Genomic DNA, 21,899 nt, shown 5'->3' with positions numbered 1-21,899 from the left:
CTAACAATGCGCATTGTCTGCTACTCGCTCGAGCGAATGCCCAAGACACCGATTCAGGCGCTGTCGTCGCAGAACGGCAGCGGTTCAGGGCCAATTTCGAGCGGGCAATCATGCACAACATTCCTGGGGCGACACACAAACTGGCGCAGTCGATTCGCGCCGCTGGCTGGATTTTCACCGGGCTGGCGGCGTTGCCGCTGCCCACGGCTTTCGCCGCCGACAGCAGCGAACAAGAGCCGACCCTCAAGTCCGTCACAGTCACCGCCACCCGCCGTGAAGAGTCGCTGCAGAAGGTGCCGGTGGCAGTCTCGGTGATCGACGGCGAACAATTGGAACGCGACAACCGCAACGGCGTGGCGAGCATCGTCCAGCAAGTGCCGTCGCTGAATTTCCGTACCGGCGCCTCGAACAAGGACACCTCGTTGTTTGTGCGAGGCGTCGGCACGATTTCCACCTCGCCCGGCGTCGAGCCAACGGTGGCCACGGTGATCGATGGCGTGGTCTACGCCCGCCCCGGTCAATCGACCCTTGACCTGCTGGATCTGGAGCGCGTCGAAGTGCTGCGCGGCCCGCAGGGCACACTGTTCGGCAAGAATGCCTCGGCCGGTGTGCTCAACATCACCAGCAAGGCGCCGACCAACGAGACCCACGGTTACATCGACCAGTCGTACTACAGCGGCAATGAAAGCCGCACCCGCTTCGGCATTGGCGGCAGCCTGATTCCGGACACGCTCAAGGGGTCGATCAGCACCCTGTTCGGCACTTACGACGGCAACGTCGATAACAAGCACAACGGCCAGGAAGTCAACGGCTACAACCATCGCGGGGTGCGCGGCAAGCTTGAATTCACCCCGAATGACGACGTCACCTTCACCCTGATCGCCGACTACATGCAGTCCCACGACGACGGTCCCAACGGTGTCGTCAGCAAGTCGCTGACCCCGGCCTTCGCCAACGCGCTGAGCCCGATCTATGCGAGCAACCACAACCGCGACATCAACACCGATACCCGCAGCCATGTCGAGGACACCAACAAGGGCCTGTCCGGCCAGCTCGACTGGCAACTGGGCGATTACACCCTGACCTCGATCACCGCGTGGCGCGGCTGGGACAACACCCAATATCAGGATGGCGATCGGCTGAGCACGATCACTGCAGCGTTCCCCGGCACCGCCGACAAGGGCGAGCTGGCCTTCGACCAGTACTCGCAAGAGCTGCGCCTGGCCTCGCCGAAAGGTGAGTTCCTTGAATACGTTGGTGGCCTGTTCTACATGCACGGCAAGGATGACGAGACCTATCAGCGCACTTTGACCACCACCACGCGCACCGACCGTGGCGTCGCCGATTACAGCACCACCAGCGACAGCTACGCCGCGTTCGGCGAAGCCACGTTGAACTTCACCTCGGACTTGCGTGGCATCGCCGGCCTGCGCTACACCCACGATGATCTGGAATACGATCACCGCCGCGTCTCGACATCGGCGACCACGGTCAGCGGCATCCAGCCGGCCACCAGCAGTTCCGGTTCGGTGGACGAGGACGGCTGGTCCGGCCGGCTCGGCGTGCAGTACGACCTCAATGATGCAGTCACCACGTACCTGACCTACTCGCGCGGCTACAAAGGCCCGGCCTACAACGTGTTCTTCAACATGCAGCCGCGTGACACCGAAGCGCTGAAGCCGGAGACCTCGAATACTTGGGAGGCGGGGATCAAGGCCACCAGCTGGAACAACCGGCTGACCACCAACCTCGCGGTGTTCCACAGCGATTACGACAACTATCAGGCGAACTTTTTCGACACCGTTGCCGGGCAAGTGGTAACGCGCCTGATCAACGCCGGCAGCGTCAGCACCGAAGGCGTCGAACTCGATTACGCCTTGCAGGCGACCCAGCAACTGAAGTTCTCCGGGGCGCTGGCCTACACCCGCGCGCGCATCGACCAATTCAGCTGCCCGGCGGGCGCTGCAGCCTCGTGCAACGTCAATGGCAAGCCACTGCCGTTCAGCCCGGACTGGAAAAGCTACGTGCGCGCCGACTACAGCATCCCGCTGGACAACGGTCTGGATATCGAGCTCGGCACCGACTACAGCTGGCAGAGCGAAGTGCAGTACGACATCAGCCAGAACGCCGATACCAAGCAGGGCGCCTACGGCATCTGGAATGCCAGTGTGGCGCTGGCCGACTACAGCAACGGCTGGCGCGTGGCGCTGCTGGGCAAGAATCTCGCCGACAAGTCCTACTCACCGTTGCTGGCCAGCGGCGGCAGCTACATCTACCGCGCCGTGCCACGGGATGACGAGCGCTACTTCGGCGTGCAACTGCGCAAGGATTTCTGAGATGAGCAGACAGCTGAAACTTGGCGCCTTTCTCATGGCCACCGGGCACCACGTCGCCGCGTGGCGGCACCCGCAGGTACCGGCCAATGCCGGTCTGGATTTCGCCCACTACAAGCGTCTGGCGCAGATTGCCGAGGCGGCGAAGTTCGACACGCTGTTTGTCGCCGACAGTGTGGCCGCGCCGACGCAGGACATCGCCAGCCGCATGGCGCGCTCCGATCACTTCGAACCGCTGACCTTGCTCTCGGCCCTGAGCGCGGTGACCGAGCGCATCGGCCTGATCGCCACGGCGACCACCAGCTACAACGAGCCGTACCACGTGGCGCGTAAATTCGCTTCGCTCGATCATCTGTCGGGTGGCCGCGCCGGGTGGAATCTGGTGACCTCGGACAACGCCGCCGAGGCGCTGAATTTTGGTCGCGACGAGCACATCGGCCACGCCGAACGCTACAGCCGTGCCCGCGAGTTTCATCAGGTGGTCACCGGGCTGTGGGACAGTTGGGAGGACGATGCCTTTGTCCGCGACAAAGCCAGCGGCGCCTATTACGACCCTGCGAAGCTGCATGTGCTGGATCACGTCGGCGAGCACTTTCAGGTGAAAGGCCCGCTGAACGTCGCGCGCTCGCCGCAGGGGCAACCGGTGATCGTGCAGGCCGGTTCATCCGAAACCGGGCGTGAACTGGCGGCACAGACCGCTGAGGTGGTGTTCACCGCGCAGACTTCGCTGGCCGGCGCACAGGCGTTCTACGCCGACCTCAAGGGGCGCCTGGCCAAGTACGGGCGCAGTGCCGATTCGCTGAAAATCATGCCCGGAGTGTTTGTCGTCGTCGGCCAGACAGAAGCCGAAGCGCAGGAAAAATGTGAAACGTTTCAGCAATTGGTCGAACCGGAGGTTGGCGTCGCCTTGCTTGGGCGTATGCTGGGCAACTTCGACTTGTCGAAGTACCCGCTGGACGGCCCGCTACCGGATTTGCCGCTGACCGACAGCGGCCAGCAGAGCCGGCAGAGATTGCTGACTGAACTGGCGGGCCGGGAAAATCTGACCCTCGCCGAATTGGGCCGCAAGATTGCCGGCGGACGAGGGCATTACAGTCTGGTCGGCAAACCGGCGCAGATCGCCGATCGCTTGCAGGAGTGGTTCGAACAGGGCGCGGCGGATGGCTTCAACGTGCTGGTGCCGCACCTGCCGGGCGGGCTCGAAGACTTCGCTAATGGCGTGGTCCCGGAACTGCAGCGACGTGGGCTGTTCAGAACCGAGTATGAGGGCCGGACCTTGCGCGAAAACCTGGGCCTTGCCCGACCGCAAAACAGATTTGTGTAAACACCCTGTGGTGAGGGGATTTATCCCCGATGGGTGGCGAAAGCCACCCCCAAATCTGTATTCAAATTCGCGATTTTTTTTGGGACGGCTACGCCGTCCATCGGGGATAAATCCCCTCACCACAAAGTTGAAATTCACCCTCAATTTGCTGTTCATCAAACAAGAGAGGATTCGATGACTTACACCGCTGCCGAAAATCGCTACGACTCCATCCCTTACCGCCGCGTCGGCCGCAGCGGTCTGGTGCTGCCGGCGCTGTCGCTGGGCCTGTGGCACAACTTCGGCGACAGCACGCCGATCGACACCCAACGTGCCCTGCTGCGCACCGCGTTCGATCTGGGGATCAACCACTTCGACCTGGCCAACAATTACGGCCCGCCATACGGCAGCGCCGAGATCAATTTCGGTCGCCTGCTGCGCGAAGACTTCAAGCAGTACCGCGATGAACTGATCATCTCGAGCAAGGCCGGTTGGGACATGTGGCCCGGCCCGTACGGTCAGGGCGGCGGCTCGCGCAAATACATGCTGGCCAGCCTCGACCAGAGCCTGCAGCGCCTCGGTCTGGACTATGTGGATATCTTCTACTCGCACCGCTTCGACCCGGACACCCCGCTGGAAGAAACCGCCAGCGCCCTCGCCACCGCCGTGCAACAGGGCAAGGCGCTGTACGTCGGCATCTCGTCGTACTCCGGGGTGAAAACCCGCGAGATCGCTGCGCTGCTCAAGGAATGGAAAGTGCCGCTGCTGATTCATCAGCCGGCGTACAACCTGCTCAATCGCTGGGTCGAAAAAGACCTGCTCGACACCACCGAAGAACTCGGCACTGGCGTGATCGCCTTCACCCCGCTGGCGCAAGGTCTGCTGACCGACAAGTACCTCAACGGCGTGCCGGCGGATGCGCGGGTCAATCGCCCGGGTGGCGGTTCACTGCAGGCTTCGCACTTGTCCGAGGCCAACATTGCCCACGTGCGCGCGTTGAACGAGATCGCCAAACGTCGCGGCCAGAGCCTGGCGCAACTGGCACTGGCCTGGACCCTGCGTGATCCACGGGTGACCTCGGCGCTGATCGGCGCGAGCCGGCCGGAGCAGATCATCGAGAACGTCGTAGCGTTGAAGAACCTCAGTTTCAGTGCTGAGGAACTGGCGGAGATCGACCGGTTTGCCCAGGAGGGCGGGATCAATCTGTGGGAGAAGCCGTCGACCGCTGAATAAGTGACTGGCGCCGAATTATTCGGCGCCTGCTTTGACGCTTTCGCGGGCAAGCCCGCTCCCACAGGGTTCCAGTCGTACACAAAGTCTGTGAACGGTGCTGTCCTGTGGGAGCGGGCTTGCCCGCGAAGGGGCCAGTTCAGACAACGAGGAAATCGGGTCTTATCTGAAGAACGGCACATCCCCCAACACCGTCGCCCGCTGCATCACCCGTCGTGCCGGGCGGTAATCATCCACCGCGTAGTGCTGGGTCACGCGGTTATCCCAAAACGCAATGTCGTCCTGCTGCCAGCGCCAGCGAATGGTGAATTCCGGCCGGGTCGCGTGGGCGAACAGGAATTTCAGAATCGCTTCGCTCTCGGTGTCCGACAGTTCGTTGATCTTCGAGGTGAAGCCTTCGTTGACGAACAACGAGCGGCGTCCGCTCACCGGGTGAGTGCGGATTACCGGGTGCGACAGCGGCGGATTCTTGCGCCTTGCTTCTTCCCACTGTGCCAGCGCTTCCGGCGTGTTGCCGTAGCGCTCCAGCGGAAACGAGCGAGTGAAATCGTGAGTTGCAGTCAACCCTTCGAGCAAGGTTTTCATCGGCGCCGACAGTGCTTCGTAGGCGGCAATCCCGCTGGCCCACAACGTGTCGCCGCCGAACTCTGGCAGCAGTTTGGCGCTGAGCACTGCGCCCATCGCCGGCGTTGGCAGGAAGGTCACGTCGGTGTGCCAGATCGCGTTGTCACGGACATCGGTGACCGCGGTGTCGAGGATCAGCACTTCGGGCTGCTCCGGCACGTTCGGGTAGATCGGATGGATGTGCAGGTCGCCGAAGTACGCGGCGAAACGCGCCTGTTGCGAAGGCTCGATCGGCTGGTTGCGGAAGAACAGCACTTGGTACTTGAGCAGCGCCTGCTCGATGGCGTCGCGCTGTTCCCGGTTCAACGGCTGGCTGACGTCGACGCCGCTGATCTGCGCGCCGAGAGCCGAGCTTAATGGGGTGATGGTCAGGCTGCTCATGGTCTTTCTCTTCGAATTCGGGGATAGAGCTTTTGTAGGAGTGAGCCTGCTCGCGATTGCAGGCTGGCAGTCAATGCTGGGGTGAATGACACACCGCAATCGCGAGCAGGCTCACTCCTACAGGGGATTCACATCAAATATGTCAGTGGGTTTGGCCGTGCCACGGCACCAGTTTGCGCTGCAGGGCGCGCAGGCCCATTTCCATTGCGAAGGCGATCAGGGCGATCACCAGAATCCCCAGCACCACCACATCGGTGACCAGAAATTGCGCAGCCGACTGCACCATGAACCCCAAACCGCTGGTGGCGGCGATCAGTTCGGCGGCGACCAGGGTCGACCAGCCAACGCCCAGACCAATTCGCACACCGGTGAGAATGTCCGGCAGGGCGCTGGGCAAAATCACATGGCGGATCAGTTGTGCGCGAGTGGCACCGAGCGACTGCGCAGCGCGCAATTTCGCCGGGTCTACAGTGCGCACACCGGTGGCTGTCGCGATGGCGATCGGCGCAAAAATCGCCAGGTAGATCAGCAGCACTTTCGACAGCTCGCCGATACCGCACCAGATCACGATCAGCGGCAGATAAGCCAATGGCGGAATCGGCCGGTAGAACTCGATCAAAGGATCAAGCACACCACGGGCAATACGGTTGGCGCCGATGGCAATGCCTACCGGCACCGCGGTCAGAATCGCGAAGCCCAGGCCCAGACCGATGCGGCTCAGGCTCGCGCCCAGGTGCTGCCACAGGGTCGAATCCATGTAACCGGTGGTCGCCAGCAACCAGCCTTTTTGCAGGACGGCGGACGGTGGCGGCAGGAACAGCGGTTCGATCAAACCGCTGGCAGTCACGGCCCACCAGATCACCAGCAAGGCGAACAGGGTCAGCAGGCTGATCCACCGCGTGCTGAGGCTGCGCCGCACGGGAATCGCCACCGATGGGGTTTTCACTGCCGGGGCGGAAACGTCGTAACTGCTCATGCGCGCTCCTGCCGTTGTACGGCGCTGCGTTGCGAGAACACTTTGCTCAGCACGTGCTCGCGGGTTTCGATAAAACGCGGGTCGGATTTGATCGCCCGCGCCGACTCACCGGCAGCGTAGCGCTGACCGAAATCCAGATGCAGACGCTCGACGATCTGCCCCGGATTCGGCGCCAGCAGAATCAGGTCAGTGGCGAGGAATACCGCTTCTTCGATGTCGTGGGTAATCAGGAAAACCGGTTTTGCAGTGCGCTGCCAGACTTGCAGCAACAGCTCCTGCATCTGCTCGCGGGTGAATGCGTCGAGGGCGCCGAAAGGTTCGTCCATCAGCAGCACGCGCGGGTCGGCGGCGAGGGCGCGGGCCAGGCCGACGCGCTGTTTCTGGCCGCCGGAGAGTTGCCAGATTCGGCGGTGTTCAAAACCTGTGAGGTCGACCAGCGCGAGCATTTCCCGGGCGATCTTTTCGCGTTTGTCCTTGGCGACACCGGCCAGTTCCAGACCGAACGCGACGTTGGCCAGCACGTCCTGCCACGGCAGCAGGGCGTCATCCTGAAACACCACGCCACGTTCGGCGCTCGGGCCTTTGACCGGCACGCCGTCGAGGGTGATGCGCCCGGCGCTGGGTTCGACGAAGCCGGCAATCAGGTTCAACAGCGAAGTCTTGCCACTGCCGGACGGGCCGAGGGCGGCCAGCAATTGCTGAGGCCCGAGGGTCAGGGAAATGTCCGCCAGCACCGGTTCCGGGCTGCCGGGATACTGTGCGCTGATGCGCTCCAGCTGTAGCAAGGCCATCGCAGTCCACTCCCGATCAATTGGTGATGTATTTGGCGCTGACGTACGGCGCGTAGTCCGGCAGTACGGCTTCGACCTTGCCTTGCTCCTTGAGGAACGCGGCGGTATCGGTAATGGCTTTGGTGGTCGGCGCGCCGAGAGTGATCACCTGATCAGCCGCCAGCGGGTAGACGTTGCCCTGCAGCAGCAATGGAATGTCGCTGGCCTTGGCACCGGAGAGCTTCACCAGCTTGTCGACGTGTGACTGGTCGGCGAGCCAGGCTTGTGGATCCTTGCGGTAATCGGCGTAGGCGTCGAGGGTGACCTTGGCGAACGCGGTGACGATTTCCGGGTGCTTCTCGGCGAAGTCTTTGCGCACGATCCAGGCATCGAAGGTCGGCGCGCCAAACTTGGCCAGTTCACCGGAGGTGATCAGCACTTTGCCGTTTTCCTTGGCCACACCGAGGGCCGGATCCCAAACGTAAGTCGCGTCGATGTCACCGCGTTTCCACGCGGCGATGATCGCTGGCGGGGCGAGGTTGAGTACGGTGACTTTCGACGGATCGATGTTCCAGTGCTTCAACGCCGCGAGCAGGCTGTAGTGACCGGTGGACACGAACGGCACGGCGATTTTCTTGCCGACCAGATCCTGCGGGCTCTTGATTCCGGAACCGTCGCGGGCGACCAGTGCTTCGGCGGCGCCGATCTGGGTGGCGATGAGGAAGGTTTCCACCGGAACCTTGCGGGTGATCGCAGCGGTCAGCGGGCTGGAACCGAGGTAGCCGATCTGCACGTCACCGGACGCGATGGCGGCGATGATGTCGGCGCCGTTGTCGAACTTGCGCCAGCTGATGTCGGCCTTGGTGGCTTTTTCGTAGGCGCCATCGGCCTGGGCGACTTTCGCCGGGTCGACGGTGGTCTGGTAGGCGACGGTGAGGTCGGCGGCCTGCGCCAGAAAGCTCGCAGCAGCCAACGAGGCCACGGCCAGCAGGCGAAGCGGGAAATTCAGTTTCATGGGGGGAGTGCTCCAAATCAGGCGACCGACGATCGGCGTGAAAGGAGCCTAAATGATCTAAGAATCTAAAAATAAATAACTTTTTAGACTTAGCTTATGAGCGGAAAAATCTAAGCCTGGCCGCTGCGCGGTCATTCGCGAGCAAGCTCGCTCCCACAGGAGATTGCAATCTAATGTGGGAGCGAGCCTGCTCGCGAAAAGGTTCGAAGAACCTTCTGATGTCAGTTGCTGATCGCCAGAATGCTCGCCTGATACGACCCGACAAACACGTCGAAATCACCGACCTCGTTCTGCTCCAGCTCCTCCTGTTGCGCCAGCGAAGAACGCGCCAGCTCCTCAAACTTCGCCTGTTCATCCGCCGCCAATGGCTCGCTGCGGAAGAACTCGGCATGCGCCTGACTCTGGCGCAGGGAGAATTGCGCGAAGCTTTCCTTGTGCTCGGCCATGGCCGCCAGCACTTGGGCCGACGGGGTCAGGGACGAATCCTTGACCTTGGCCAGTTGCGCATCCAGCGCCTTGCTGTGTGCGTCGCCGCCATGGCTCTGATCGAGCAATGCCGCCAGCGGGGCGATTTTTTCCAGCAGCTCGGCTGCCCAAACCTTCAATTCGACCGCTTCACCGTCGCGCTGCAATTGCAGGCCCGGACGGCGACCCTCCTTGACCACACTGAGGAAGTTCGAAGTGGCATTGCCGCACGAAGTGTTGGTCAGCAGCGGACTGTCGTTCAGCGCGCAGTACAGCAGGAACGCGTCGAGGAAGCGCGATTCGGTGACGTCGATGCCCATCGGCAGGAACGGGTTGATATCCAGGCAACGCACTTCGACGTACTGAATGCCACGGGCCATCAGGGCCTGGATCGGTCGCTCGCCGGTGTAGGTCACGCGTTTCGGGCGGATGTTGGAGTAGTACTCGTTTTCGATCTGCAGGATGTTGGTGTTGAGCTGTACCCACTCGCCATCCTGGTGCGTGCCGACTTCCACGTACGGCGGGTATGGCGTGGCCACGGCCTTGCGCAGGCTGTCGGTGTAGCTCGCCAGATCGTTGTAGCACGGCGTCAGGCCGGCCTGGGCGTTGCTCTGGTAACCGAGGTCGCTCATGCGCAGGCTGGTGGCGTACGGCAGGTACAGGGTGTCCGGATCCAGTTGTTCCAACTGGTGCGAACGGCCGCGCAGGAAGCCCGCATCCAGCGCTGGCGAAGCCCCGAACAGGTACATCAGCAGCCAGCTGTAGCGGCGGAAGTTACGGATCAGCGCGATGTACGACGACGACTGAAAATCGCGGTCGGTGCCGACGAAACCTTCGGCTTCGCGCAGCAGCGGCCAGAGCTTTTCCGGCAGGGAAAAGTTGTAGTGAATCCCGGCGATGCACTGCATGGTCTTGCCGTACCGCAGGGCCAGGCCCTTGCGGTAAACGTACTTGAGCTGACCGATGTTGGAGGTGCCGTAATAGGCGATCGGGATGTCTTCCTCGGCCGGCAACGGGCACGGCATCGATGGACTCCACAGGTACTCGTTGCCGAGCTTGCTGTAGGCAAAGCGATGAATCTTGTCCAGGCTCGCCAGCGTATCGGCCGGATCGGGCAGGGCGGGGGTGATGAATTCCAGCAGCGACTCGGAATAGTCGGTGGTGATCTGTTCATTGGTCAGCGCGGAACCCAAGGCTTCCGGGTGCGGCGTTTGCGCCAGACGACCTTTACTGGTCACGCGCAGGCATTCACGTTCGATACCGTGGAGGCACTGTTCGAGCAGAGAGAGGTTGGCGCGCTCGCCGAGCAGAGCCAGGCGGCGGTTGAGAAGTTCGCTCAATTTGGATTCCTTCACGCGTCAGTCGCCCCAATATGGGGGTGGGCAGGACGGTCTACAAGGGTGAAGTTGAAACTGGCGTTTTCGCCTGGTTTTGTAGCGGCAGGCCATTTGCCGGTCAGTCAAGAACTGCACAATCCCTGTGGGAGCGAGCCTGCTCGCGAAGAGGGTATTGCAGCCAACATCACCGTCGACTGACACACCGTCTTCGCGAGCAGGCTCGCTCCCACAGGATTCGTTGCGCCGAAATTAACTCAAAATGATGAACAACATCTACAGGACAGCGAACGTGCCTTGCGCTTTTGCGACCAGTTTGTCGCCCTGCATCACGTCGGCCTCGACCACCAGCGTGCGGCGGCCCGGGTGGATCACCCGCGCCGTGCACAGCACCTCGCCGTCGGATACGGCGCGGATGTAGTTGATCTTGCACTCGATGGTCGCGCTCTGCTGATCGAAGCCGTGGGTGCTGGAACAGGCCAGCCCCATGGCGATATCGACCAGACTGAACAGCGCGCCACCGTGCAATTTGCCGCCGCGATTGCGCAGTTGCGGTTCCAGCACCAGGGCGACTTGCGCCACCCCGGTTTCCAGGCTGTGCAGGCGGCAGCCCAACAGCTTGAAAAACGCGCTCTCGACGAGCCCGGCCGGAATCTCCATCAGCGTTTCTTCAACTGCTTGGCGTTGGCGAACAGTGAAGCCATGGCGTTGTTCACCGGCGCCGCTGCGGGCGTTTCCTTGCGCGGCGTGTTGCCCGAAGACTGGCGCGGTGCCGAGCCCGGACGCGAACCACGGGCACCGTCGATCTTCTCGCCCGGGGTGTCGCTCATGCGCATCGACAGACCGACGCGTTTGCGCGGGATATCGACTTCCATGACCTTCACTTTCACCACGTCACCGGCCTTCACTGCTTCGCGTGGGTCCTTGATGAACTTCTCCGACAGCGCCGAGATGTGCACCAGGCCGTCCTGATGCACGCCGATGTCGACGAATGCGCCAAACGCGGTCACGTTGGTGACGACGCCTTCGAGGATCATCCCCAGTTGCAGGTCTTTCAGGTCTTCGACGCCTTCCTGGAACTCTGCGGTCTTGAACTCCGGACGCGGGTCGCGACCGGGTTTTTCCAGTTCTTGCAGGATGTCGGTGACGGTCGGCAGACCGAAGGTCTCGTCGGTGAACTTCTTCGGGTCCAGACGCTTGAGGAACGCGGCGTCGCCGATCAGCGAGCGAATGTCGCGGTCGGTTTCAGCGGCGATGCGCTGTACCAGCGGATAGGCTTCCGGGTGAACGGCCGAGGAATCGAGCGGGTTGTCGCCATTCATCACGCGCAGGAAGCCTGCGGCCTGTTCGAAGGTTTTCTCGCCCAGACGCGCAACTTTTTTCAGTGCCGCACGGGTTTTGAAGGCGCCGTGCTCGTCACGGTGAGCGACGATGTTCTGCGCCAAGGTCGCGTTGAGGCCGGAGATCCGCGCCAGCAAGGCCACCGAGGCGGTGTTCACATCGACGCCGACGGCGTTTACGCAGTCCTCGACCACCGCATCCAGACCACGCGCCAGTTTCAACTGCGACACGTCGTGCTGGTACTGGCCGACACCGATGGATTTCGGATCGATCTTCACCAGTTCGGCCAGTGGATCCTGCAGACGACGGGCGATGGACACCGCGCCACGGATCGACACGTCCAGATCCGGGAATTCCTTGGCCGCCAGTTCCGACGCCGAGTACACCGATGCACCGGCCTCGGAGACCATGACCTTGGTCATCTTCATTGCTGGGTATTTTTTGATCAGCTCGATCGCCAGTTTGTCGGTTTCGCGGCTGGCGGTGCCGTTGCCGATGGCGATCAGGTCAACCGAGTGCTTGGCGCACAGGGCGGCCAGAATCGCGATGGTCTGATCCCATTTGTTGTGCGGCACGTGCGGGTAAACCGTGGCGTGATCGAGCAGCTTGCCGGTGGAGTCGACCACCGCGACCTTGCAGCCGGTACGCAGGCCCGGGTCGAGGCCCAGGGTGGCGCGCGGGCCGGCCGGAGCGGCCAGCAACAGGTCGTGCAGGTTATGGGCGAAGACGTTGATCGCCTCGGTTTCGGCACTGTCGCGCAGTTCGCCGAGCAGGTCGGTTTCGAGGTGGGTGTAAAGCTTGACCTTCCAGGTCCAGCGCACCACTTCGCCGAGCCATTTGTCGGCGGGGCGGTTCTGGTTCTGGATGCCGAATTGCTGGCCGATCATGCCCTCGCACGGGTGCATGGTGCCCGGCAGTTCGTCGCCGACTTTCAGCGCGGAGCTGAGAATTCCTTCGTTGCGGCCACGGAAAATCGCGAGTGCGCGGTGCGACGGCATGCTTTTCAGCGGCTCGTCGTGTTCAAAGTAATCGCGGAACTTCGCGCCTTCTTCTTCCTTGCCGGCGATCACGCGGGCGCTGATGGTCGCTTCCTGCTTGAGGAAGTTGCGCAGCTTTTCCAGCAGGCTGGCGTCTTCGGCGAAACGCTCCATCAGGATGTACTTGGCGCCTTCCAGCGCAGCTTTCACGTCGGCTACGCCTTTCTCGGCGTCGACGAAGCGTGCGGCTTCGGTTTCTGGCGTCAGGTTCGGGTCGTTGAACAGGCCATCGGCCAACTCGCCGAGGCCGGCTTCCAGGGCAATCTGGCCCTTGGTGCGGCGCTTCTGCTTGTACGGCAGGTACAAGTCTTCGAGGCGGGTCTTGGTGTCGGCGAGCTTGATGTCGCGTTCGAGGGCAGGGGTGAGTTTGCCCTGCTCCTGGATACTGGCGAGGATGCTGATGCGCCGTTCGTCGAGTTCTCGCAGGTAGCGCAGACGCTCTTCCAGATGACGCAACTGGGTGTCATCGAGGCTGCCGGTGACTTCTTTCCGGTAACGGGCGATGAAGGGAACGGTAGAGCCTTCATCGAGTAGCGCGACGGCCGCTTCGACCTGTTGCGGGCGTACGCCGAGTTCCTCGGCGATGCGGCTGTTGATGCTGTCCATAAAACCACCTGACATATTGTGAAAGCAGGCTCGCAGGCACGGAAATAAAGGCCCGGAGTCTGGTTGAGCGGCTAGAAAATTGCCGCTGCCTGGGTCAAAAGGCACCCCATTGACCCGTGAAATCGAATAATTACTGCGCAGGCCCGGAAAATATCGCGGCCACCTGCGGTAACGATTCAGACGTTGCCTGGCACAAAACGCCGCGCATTATAACCAGCGTTCTGTCATTCGGGGGTGTAGCAGTCTGTAGGTAGAAACCCCGGTTTTCTGGCAGTGAAGGAAAAATCTGCTAACAATGCACACGGTGCGTATAACGGCAGCTACGCCATAATGCGCGCCGAGCTAAAAGGAGCATCCAATGAGCAGCACTGCAAACAATGCTGAAGGCGAAAAAATTCTAATTGTTGACGACGATCCGGGGCTGAGCAGCCTGCTGGAACGCTTTTTCGTCAGCAAGGGCTACCGCGCCCGTGCCGTACCGAACACCGAGCAAATGGACCGTCTGCTGTCGCGTGAAGTGTTCAATCTGGTCGTCCTCGACCTGATGCTGCCGGGCGAAGACGGCCTGACCGCATGCCGTCGCCTGCGGGCGGCGAACAATCAGATTCCGATCATCATGCTCACCGCCAAGGGCGATGAGATGAGCCGCATCAAGGGCCTGGAACTGGGCGCCGATGACTATCTGGCCAAGCCGTTCAACCCGGACGAGCTGATGGCACGGGTCAAAGCCGTTCTGCGGCGTCAGGCCGCACCGGTGCCGGGCGCGCCGGGCAGCGAAGACGAAAACGTCACCTTCGGTGATTACGTGCTGTCGCTGGCGACCCGCGAACTGAAACGTGGCGAAGAAGTGCACATGCTCACCACCGGTGAGTTTGCGGTACTCAAGGCGCTGGTAATGAACGCGCGTCAGCCGCTGACCCGCGACAAACTGATGAACCTGGCCCGTGGTCGCGAGTGGGATGCCCTTGAGCGTTCCATCGACGTGCAGATTTCCCGCCTGCGCCGGATGATCGAGCCGGATCCGTCGAAACCACGCTATATCCAGACTGTCTGGGGTGTGGGCTACGTGTTCGTACCGGACGGCGCCGCCACCAAGTGATCGGCGATTTGTAGGAGCGGGTCTGCGCCGATCGGGTTGATCGACCCTCTACGCAGACTCGCAATCCGCAATATGCGAGCATGGCTCGCTCCTGCAAGTGTGTAACGGTTATCGATGAAAACCCCCGTCTGGTTCCCCCAAAGTTTTTTCTCCCGCACCCTTTGGCTGGTGCTCATCGTCGTGCTGTTTTCCAAGGCGCTGACCCTGGTTTATCTGTTGATGAACGAGGACGTGCTGGTGGATCGCCAATACAGCCACGGCGTCGCCCTGACGCTGCGCGCCTATTGGGCGGCTGATGAAGAAAACCGCGCGAAGATCGCCGATGCCGCGACCCTGATCCGGGTGGTCGGCGCCGGAGTGCCGGAGGGCGAGCAGCACTGGCCGTACAGTGAAATCTATCAGCGGCAGATGCAGGCGGAGCTGGGCGCCGACACCGAAGTGCGTTTGCGCATGCACTCGCCGCCGGCGCTGTGGGTGCGTGCGCCAAGCCTCGGCGACGGTTGGCTGAAAGTGCCGCTGTACCCGCATCCGCTGCGCGGGCAGAAAATCTGGAACGTACTCGGCTGGTTCCTCGCCATCGGTTTGCTGTCCACCGCCTCTGCATGGATTTTCGTCAGTCAGCTCAACCAGCCGTTGAAACGTCTGGTATATGCCGCGCGGCAACTCGGTCAGGGTCGCAGCGTGCGCCTGCCGATCAGCGACACACCGAGCGAGATGACCGAGGTGTATCGCGCCTTCAACCAGATGGCCGAAGACGTCGAACAGGCCGGTCGCGAGCGTGAGCTGATGCTGGCGGGGGTCTCCCATGACTTGCGCACACCGTTGACCCGCTTGCGTCTGTCGCTGGAACTGATGGGCGATCGCAACGATTTGACCGACGACATGGTGCGCGACATCGAAGACATGGACGCGATTCTCGATCAGTTCCTCGCGTTCATTCGCGACGGTCGTGACGAGTCGGTGGAGGAAGTCGATCTGAGCGATCTGGTGCGTGAAGTGGCCGCGCCGTACAACCAGAGCGAAGAGAAAGTGCGTCTGCGTCTGGAACCGATCCAGCCGTTTCCGCTGCGCCGGGTGTCGATGAAACGCCTGCTGAACAACCTGATCGGCAACGCCCTGAACCATGCCGGCAGCGGCGTCGAGGTCGCGGCTTATGTGTCCGGTGATACCAGCGCGCCGTATGTGGTGCTGAGCGTGATGGACCGTGGCGCGGGGATCGATCCGTCGGAGCTTGAGGCGATCTTCAACCCGTTCACCCGTGGCGATCGTGCCCGGGGCGGGAAAGGTACCGGGCTGGGGTTGGCGATCGTGAAGCGGATTGCTTCGATGCATGGCGGCAATGTCGAGCTGCGCAACCGCTCCGGGGGCGGACTGGAAGCGCGAGTCAGGTTACCGCTGGGGTTGATGTTGCCTCGGGATGCCGTTTAAACCATAAAACCCTCACCCCAGCCCTCTCCCAGAGGGAGAGGGAGCTGACCGAGGTGTCTGGCGTCATACATCGACCTGAAAGACTGGGGCGATTGCGGATTCGGCACAGTAGGATCAGGTCGACGTATCTTTTAAGCATCCCCCAATCAGTCCCCTCTCCCTTTGGGAGAGGGTGAGGGTGAGGGCTCTTGCTCCTCGCTTTAGCCTTTGCCTTTGGTCCGGGTCATATTCGGCCCGCCATTCTTCTCAAGGTGTTCGATGATGATCCCCGCCACGTTCTTGCCGGTGGTGGTCTCGATCCCTTCCAGGCCCGGCGACGAGTTCACTTCCATCACCAGCGGCCCGTGGTTCGAACGCAGGATATCCACACCCGCCACGGCCAGCCCCATGACCTTGGCCGCGCGCAACGCGGTCATGCGTTCTTCCGGGGTGATCTTGATCAGGCTGGCGCTGCCGCCACGGTGCAAGTTGGAGCGGAATTCCCCAGGCTTGGCCTGACGCTTCATCGCTGCGATCACCTTGTCGCCGACCACGAAGCAGCGGATGTCCGCACCGCCTGCTTCCTTGATGTATTCCTGAACCATGATGTTCTGCTTCAGGCCCATGAACGCCTCGATCACCGATTCGGCTGCGGTCGCGGTTTCGCACAGCACCACGCCGATGCCCTGAGTGCCTTCCAATACCTTGATCACCAGCGGCGCCCCGTTGACCATGTCGATCAGGTCGGGAATGTCATCCGGCGAGTGAGCGAAGCCGGTGACCGGCAGGCCGATGCCACGCCGCGACAGCAGTTGCAGCGAACGCAGTTTGTCCCGCGAGCGGGCGATGGCCACCGATTCGTTGAGCGGAAACACCCCCATCATTTCGAACTGGCGCAACACCGCGCAGCCATAGAACGTCACCGACGCACCGATCCGCGGGATTACCGCATCGAAGCCTTCCAGCGGCTTGCCGCGATAGTGGATCTGCGGCTTGTGGCTGGCGATGTTCATGTAGGCGCGCAAAGTGTCGATCACCACCATTTCATGCCCGCGCTCGGTGCCGGCCTCGACCAGACGACGGGTGGAATACAGACGCGGATTCCGCGACAGCACAGCGATCTTCATGCAACACCTGTGGAGGAGGTAGATACCGGGAACACCGGCTTGTCTTGTACATATTTGATGCCCGGATTGACCACCAGTTGGCCATCGATCAGGGCTTTGGAACCGAGCAACAGGCGATAGCGCATGGACTTGCGGCAGGCGAGGGTGAACTCGACTGCCCAGACCCGATCACCGAGGGCCAGGGTGGTGCTGATCACATAGCGCACCTGCGCCTGGCCGTTGGAGCTTTTAATGGTTTTGCGCGTAACCAGCGGCGCTTCGCAGCGCCGGTGACGTAACTGCACCACCGTGCCCAGGTGCGCGGTGAAACGCACCCACTTCTCGCCGTCGCGTTCGAACGGCTCGATGTCGGTGGCATGCAGGCTGGAGGTGCTGGCGCCGGTATCGATTTTCGCCCGCAGGCCGGCGACTCCCAGATCAGGGAGCGCCACCCACTCGCGCAGACCGACAACGGTCAAATGGTCAAATGTCTTCAAAGGTGCTCAGCCGGCAGAAACCGCTCGGGCCGCGTGCGGCCGAATTCGCGGTATTCACGCAGAATAAGGGTTAAAAGGCGACAGATATCTACGGCCCGGATCGCCGACCCCTCAAGCAGGTGTCGGCTGGTGTGCATTCTAATCCGGGACGGGGTCATTCATGGCACGACAGAAACGGTAGTACAGTTCATCAATATTTCAGAATGAGGAAATTCCATGGCACAAAAAAGCGAAGAGGACGACAAGGTCCGTCTCGACAAGTGGTTGTGGGCGGCGCGCTTTTATAAAACCCGGGCCCTGGCCAAAGCGGCCATCGAAAGTGGCAAGGTGCATTGCCGAGGCGACCGCTGCAAGCCTGGCAAAGAGCCACGCATTGGCGATGAATTCGAGATTCGTACCGGCTTTGAAGAGCGCACGGTGAGGGTTGAAGCCTTGTCGATCGTACGTCGCGGCGCACCCGAGGCGCAGACGCTGTATACCGAGACCGAGGCGAGTATTGCCAAACGTGAAGCGGCAGCGGCGATGCGCAAGGCCGGGGCGTTAGGTGTGAGTACCGACGGCAAACCGAGCAAGAAGCAGCGGCGGGATCTGTTTAAATTTCGTGGGAACAGCCACGAATAAAAAGATCGCAGCCTGCGGCAGCTCCTACAGGAAAATGTATTCACATGTAGGAGCTGCCGCAGGCTGCGATCTTTTCAGCATTCAACCCATTAACGGGCAGACACCACACTCATCCGCGAAACCAGCGGCAGCTTGCCCAGCAAAGCGAAAATCGGCGCAGTCACCTTCAGCCAGAAGTTGGCGGCGTGATAAGCGAACGGTGTGTAGTAACCCCAACCCAACGCCCACACCGCCAGCAGCATGCCGCCGATGTAATCGTCCTGGCCCCAATGCGCGCCGGCCACCAGACGTGGCAGCATGAACAGCAACGCCAGGCCCCAGATCGTCAGGAACTGGCCGACTGAGCGACTGAAGACCCCCATGAACAGCGCCCAGATCAGCAACACCGAAGCGTGGTCACCGGGGAAGCTCTGGCTCGAGCGATCCTTCAGTTCCCAGGCTTTTTCCAGATGCGGGAAGTAGTCACTCAGGTGCACCGCGCCTTCCAGCACCATCGATGGGCTGCTGTGCTGCCAGTCCATGTGATCGGCGAATTTGGAAAACAGCGCGCGAATCACCACCATCAGCAGCAGAATCGAGAAAAAACCGAAGAAGGCGCGACGTACATCAATCGCCTTGAACACCCAGTCACCCTTGATCAGCAGCGTCAGCAGAATCAGTCCGACGACGATGTCGAACGGACGCAGACTTGCAATTGCCCAGATGTGGAGCCATATGGGGTTGCTGGCCAGTGGTGCATTGAGCGAGCGGAACAGCCACTCGTCGAAAATCACACACAGCGAGTTGCCCGTAGGCCATAACCAGAAAGCCAGTAGCGCCAGTGGCACTACGTTGCACAGAACCAGCCGGCCGAGGTTCCACCTTGATTGGAACAAACCCGGATTGTTCATAAAATGCCTCCCATGGCTTAGCGCTGGCACCAAAAAGAGTGCCAAGAAGCGCAAATTTTCACGTCTTGTAACCATTTTGTCACCACATTCAGATACCCAAAATTATGACCGACCTAGCGGATACCGATTTCACTCAACGTTTCATCTTCGATGACAGCGACACGCGCGGCGAACTGGTTGCGCTTGAACGCAGCTACGCCGAAGTCCTCGCCAAGCACCCGTACCCGGAGCCGGTCGCGCAGTTGCTGGGCGAACTGATGGCGGCCGCCTCGCTGCTCGTGGGCACCCTGAAGTTCGACGGCTTGCTGATTTTGCAGGCACGCTCTGAAGGGCCGATTCCGCTGCTGATGATCGAATGCTCCAGCGAGCGCGAGATCCGTGGTCTGGCGCGATACAACGCCGAGCAGATCGCTGCGGATGCCACGCTTGCCGACCTGATGCCGGGCGGTGACCTGACCCTGACCGTCGACCCGACGATCGGCCAGCGTTACCAGGGCATCGTCGATCTCGACGGCGAAACCCTGTCTGAGTGCTTCACCAACTATTTCGTCATGTCGCAACAGGTCGGCACGCGCTTCAAGCTGTTCGCCGACGGCCGTCGTGCCCGTGGCATGCTGCTGCAGCAACTACCGGCCGACCGCCTGAAAGACGAAGAAGACCGCGCTGCCAGCTGGCAGCACATCACCGCCCTGGCCAGCACCCTGACTGCCGATGAATTGCTCAGCCTGGACAACGAAACCGTCCTGCATCGCCTCTACCACGAAGAACAGGTGCGCCTGTTCGATGTGCAGAACCTGCGCTTCCGTTGCAGCTGCTCGCGGGAACGCTCAGGCAATGCGCTGGTCAGTCTGGGTCTGGAAGATGCGCAGGCACTGGTGGCTGAGCGCGGTGGTGAAGTCGAGATCGATTGCCAGTTCTGCAACCAGCGTTACCTGTTTGATGCGGCCGATATTGCTCAATTGTTCGCTGGCGCAGGCGTCGACACGCCGTCAGATACCCGGCACTAAAACGGTTCAGCGCAGGTAAATTCACTGCGTAACGACGGAATTTCGCCGTTACGACGGGAGGACCCTACTCTTTTTGGGCTTTTCTGGCATAATCCGGCCCACTTTTTTCGCGGTAGTAGTGCACGACTTTCTACTACAAAACGTTTGGAGCACACTCGGCCACTGGCCGACGGGGAACCTCATGACGCAAGCCAATAACGCCGTGTACACCGATCTGAGTGTTGATGATCTGGTTAAAGAAGCCCTGCAACGCGGTGAGGGCGAGCTTGCCGATACCGGCGCTCTGGTAGTCCGCACCGGTCATCGCACCGGCCGTTCGCCAGTCGATCGTTTCATCGTTGAAGAGCCTTCCACCCAGGCCGCTATCGCCTGGGGCCCGATCAACCGCAAGTTCCCGGCCGACAAGTTCGACGCGCTGTGGGCTCGTGTCGAGGCGTTCAACAACGCGCAAGAGCACTTTGTTTCCCACGTGCATGTAGGTGCGGCTGAAGATCACTACCTGGCCGTCAAAATGACCACCCAGACTGCCTGGCAGAACCTGTTCGGTCGTTGCCTGTTCATCAACCCGGCCCAGTACAACCCGGCCGGTCGTGACGAGTGGCAAGTGCTCAACGTGGCCAACTTCGAGTGCGTGCCTGAGCGTGACGGCACCAACTCCGACGGTTGCGTGATCATCAACTTCGCGCAGAAGAAAGTGCTGATCGCCGGTATGCGTTACGCCGGTGAAATGAAGAAAGCCATGTTCTCCGTGCAGAACTTCCTGCTGCCGGCCGCTGACGTGCTGCCAATGCACTGCGCTGCCAACATCGGCGAAGAAGGCGACGTGACCCTGTTCTTCGGTCTGTCGGGCACCGGTAAAACCACCCTGTCGGCCGACGAAAGCCGTTACCTGATCGGTGACGACGAACACGGCTGGGGCGAAGGCGTGGTGTTCAACATCGAAGGCGGTTGCTATGCCAAGTGCATCGACCTGTCGGAGAAGAACGAGCCGGTCATCTGGAAAGCCATCAAGCACGGCGCTGTGCTGGAAAACGTGGTCATCGACGACGCCAAGCATGCCGACTACGCCGATGTCAGCCTGACCCAGAACAGCCGCGCGGCCTACCCGCTGGAGCACGTTGCCAAGCGTTCCGAGAAGAACCTGGGCGGCGAGCCAAACGCGGTGATCTTCCTGACCTGCGACCTGACCGGCGTGCTGCCGCCAGTGTCGATCCTCAATGAAGAACAAGCGGCCTATCACTTCCTGTCCGGCTACACCGCGCTGGTGGGCTCGACTGAAATGGGTTCGGGCAGCGGCATCAAGTCGACCTTCTCCACCTGCTTCGGCGCACCGTTCTTCCCGCGTCCGGCTGGCGAATACGCTGAACTGCTGATCAAGCGCATCCGCGGCTTCGGCTCCAAGGTCTACCTAGTCAACACCGGCTGGACCGGCGGTGGCTATGGCGTCGGCAAACGCTTCAACATCCCGACCACCCGTGCGGTGATCGCAGCGATCCAGAGCGGCGCGCTGATCGGTGCCGCCACCGAGCACCTGGACACCATCAACCTCGACGTGCCACTGGCCGTACCGGGCGTTGAAACCAACCTGCTCAACCCACGCAACACCTGGGCTGACAAAGCTGCCTACGACGAAGCGGCCAAGGCGCTGGCCGGTCTGTTCATCGAGAACTTCAAGAAGTTCGAAGTGAGCGATGCGATCAAGGCTGCCGGGCCTAAGTTGTAAGATTTAGTTCTGGTGAATGAAAAAGCCGCCTCTTAGGGGCGGCTTTTTTGTGGGTGTTGTCGCGTCCTGAATAAGGTTTACACCTTCTGACCAATCTTCAGGAGGATTCAATGGATACCGGAAAAAGGCGGAGC

18 protein-coding genes are annotated in these 21,899 nt (G+C 61.3%); 8 read left to right on the top strand and 10 right to left on the bottom strand.

Annotation, left to right across the window (positions count from 1 at the left end):
* Positions 1-110 precede the first annotated feature (110 nt).
* The 3 genes from AC3WMV_RS25195 to mgrA all read left to right on the top strand — a co-directional run bounded on the left by AC3WMV_RS25195 (position 111) and on the right by mgrA (position 4,869).
* A complete protein-coding gene (locus AC3WMV_RS25195) occupies positions 111-2,336 on the top strand; it encodes a TonB-dependent receptor (RefSeq protein ID WP_103368659.1) in 2,226 nt (741 codons plus the stop codon).
* A 1-nt stretch (position 2,337) separates the two neighbouring features.
* Positions 2,338-3,657: an LLM class flavin-dependent oxidoreductase gene (locus AC3WMV_RS25190; RefSeq protein ID WP_103368660.1), complete on the top strand. Its 1,320-nt coding sequence runs from the start codon at positions 2,338-2,340 to the stop codon at positions 3,655-3,657.
* Between the two features lie 174 nt (positions 3,658-3,831).
* Positions 3,832-4,869, top strand: a complete 1,038-nt coding sequence (mgrA, locus tag AC3WMV_RS25185; RefSeq protein ID WP_103368661.1) for an L-glyceraldehyde 3-phosphate reductase — start codon at positions 3,832-3,834, stop codon at positions 4,867-4,869.
* A 159-nt stretch (positions 4,870-5,028) separates the two neighbouring features.
* On the opposite strand, the gene tauD is transcribed toward mgrA, so the two are convergent.
* The 7 genes from tauD to AC3WMV_RS25150 form a co-directional block, all read right to left on the bottom strand.
* Positions 5,029-5,871, bottom strand: a complete 843-nt coding sequence (gene tauD / locus AC3WMV_RS25180) for a taurine dioxygenase (RefSeq protein ID WP_103368662.1) — start codon at positions 5,869-5,871, stop codon at positions 5,029-5,031.
* Between the two features lie 142 nt (positions 5,872-6,013).
* Positions 6,014-6,847, bottom strand: a complete 834-nt coding sequence (tauC, locus tag AC3WMV_RS25175; protein WP_103368663.1) for a taurine ABC transporter permease TauC — start codon at positions 6,845-6,847, stop codon at positions 6,014-6,016.
* Positions 6,844-7,638 (bottom strand): taurine ABC transporter ATP-binding subunit, encoded by a 795-nt coding sequence (tauB, locus tag AC3WMV_RS25170; protein ID WP_103368664.1) that lies wholly within the window; start codon positions 7,636-7,638, stop codon positions 6,844-6,846. Before tauB ends, tauC begins: the two co-directional genes overlap by 4 nt.
* Positions 7,639-7,654: 16 nt before the next feature.
* Positions 7,655-8,632, bottom strand: a complete 978-nt coding sequence (tauA, locus tag AC3WMV_RS25165; RefSeq protein WP_103368665.1) for a taurine ABC transporter substrate-binding protein — start codon at positions 8,630-8,632, stop codon at positions 7,655-7,657.
* Positions 8,633-8,853: 221 nt separating this feature from the next.
* A complete protein-coding gene (gshA, locus tag AC3WMV_RS25160; protein ID WP_103368666.1) occupies positions 8,854-10,437 on the bottom strand; it encodes a glutamate--cysteine ligase in 1,584 nt (527 codons plus the stop codon).
* Positions 10,438-10,707: 270 nt separating this feature from the next.
* Positions 10,708-11,091, bottom strand: coding sequence for a PaaI family thioesterase (locus tag AC3WMV_RS25155; protein WP_086793980.1), 384 nt, complete (start codon positions 11,089-11,091; stop codon positions 10,708-10,710).
* Positions 11,091-13,415 carry a Tex family protein gene (locus AC3WMV_RS25150; protein WP_103368667.1) on the bottom strand — a complete coding sequence of 775 codons (2,325 nt, stop codon included), beginning with the start codon at positions 13,413-13,415 and terminating at the stop codon, positions 11,091-11,093. The genes AC3WMV_RS25155 and AC3WMV_RS25150 overlap by 1 nt, the downstream gene beginning before the upstream one ends.
* Before the next feature lie 358 nt (positions 13,416-13,773).
* Here AC3WMV_RS25150 and ompR point away from each other — a divergent pair, with 358 nt between their 5' ends.
* Entirely contained in the window at positions 13,774-14,514 is a 741-nt protein-coding gene (gene ompR / locus AC3WMV_RS25145; RefSeq protein WP_003220637.1) for an osmolarity response regulator transcription factor OmpR, read from the top strand.
* Between the two features lie 114 nt (positions 14,515-14,628).
* On the top strand, positions 14,629-15,942 hold the full coding sequence (locus AC3WMV_RS25140) for an ATP-binding protein (protein WP_027611205.1): 1,314 nt from the start codon (positions 14,629-14,631) through the stop codon (positions 15,940-15,942).
* 200 nt (positions 15,943-16,142) lie between these two features.
* On the opposite strand, the gene rimK is transcribed toward AC3WMV_RS25140, so the two are convergent.
* Both rimK and rimB read right to left on the bottom strand, forming a co-directional pair.
* Positions 16,143-17,048: a 30S ribosomal protein S6--L-glutamate ligase gene (gene rimK / locus AC3WMV_RS25135; protein ID WP_007949201.1), complete on the bottom strand. Its 906-nt coding sequence runs from the start codon at positions 17,046-17,048 to the stop codon at positions 16,143-16,145.
* Positions 17,045-17,524 (bottom strand): retropepsin-like aspartic endopeptidase RimB, encoded by a 480-nt coding sequence (rimB, locus tag AC3WMV_RS25130; protein WP_003220644.1) that lies wholly within the window; start codon positions 17,522-17,524, stop codon positions 17,045-17,047. Before rimB ends, rimK begins: the two co-directional genes overlap by 4 nt.
* 216 nt (positions 17,525-17,740) lie before the next feature.
* Here rimB and AC3WMV_RS25125 point away from each other — a divergent pair, with 216 nt between their 5' ends.
* Complete coding sequence (locus AC3WMV_RS25125) at positions 17,741-18,145, top strand: RNA-binding S4 domain-containing protein (protein ID WP_027611206.1); 405 nt, start codon at positions 17,741-17,743, stop codon at positions 18,143-18,145.
* A gap of 89 nt (positions 18,146-18,234) precedes the next feature.
* Here AC3WMV_RS25125 and AC3WMV_RS25120 read toward each other — a convergent pair whose 3' ends face one another.
* The gene (locus AC3WMV_RS25120) at positions 18,235-19,035 is read right to left on the bottom strand and encodes a phosphatase PAP2 family protein (RefSeq protein ID WP_103368668.1); all 801 of its coding nucleotides are present in this window, start codon (positions 19,033-19,035) and stop codon (positions 18,235-18,237) included.
* A gap of 104 nt (positions 19,036-19,139) precedes the next feature.
* Between AC3WMV_RS25120 and hslO the strand changes: the two genes are divergently transcribed.
* A complete protein-coding gene (hslO, locus tag AC3WMV_RS25115; protein WP_103368669.1) occupies positions 19,140-20,042 on the top strand; it encodes an Hsp33 family molecular chaperone HslO in 903 nt (300 codons plus the stop codon).
* Between the two features lie 181 nt (positions 20,043-20,223).
* Positions 20,224-21,765 carry a phosphoenolpyruvate carboxykinase gene (locus AC3WMV_RS25110; protein ID WP_027611209.1) on the top strand — a complete coding sequence of 514 codons (1,542 nt, stop codon included), beginning with the start codon at positions 20,224-20,226 and terminating at the stop codon, positions 21,763-21,765.
* Positions 21,766-21,899 lie beyond the last annotated feature (134 nt).

The sequence above is a fragment of the Pseudomonas sp. FW305-3-2-15-E-TSA4 genome (genome assembly GCF_058787295.1).
Note: the sequence above shows the minus strand (reverse complement) of the source record. Positions and strands in the feature narration are given on the sequence as shown.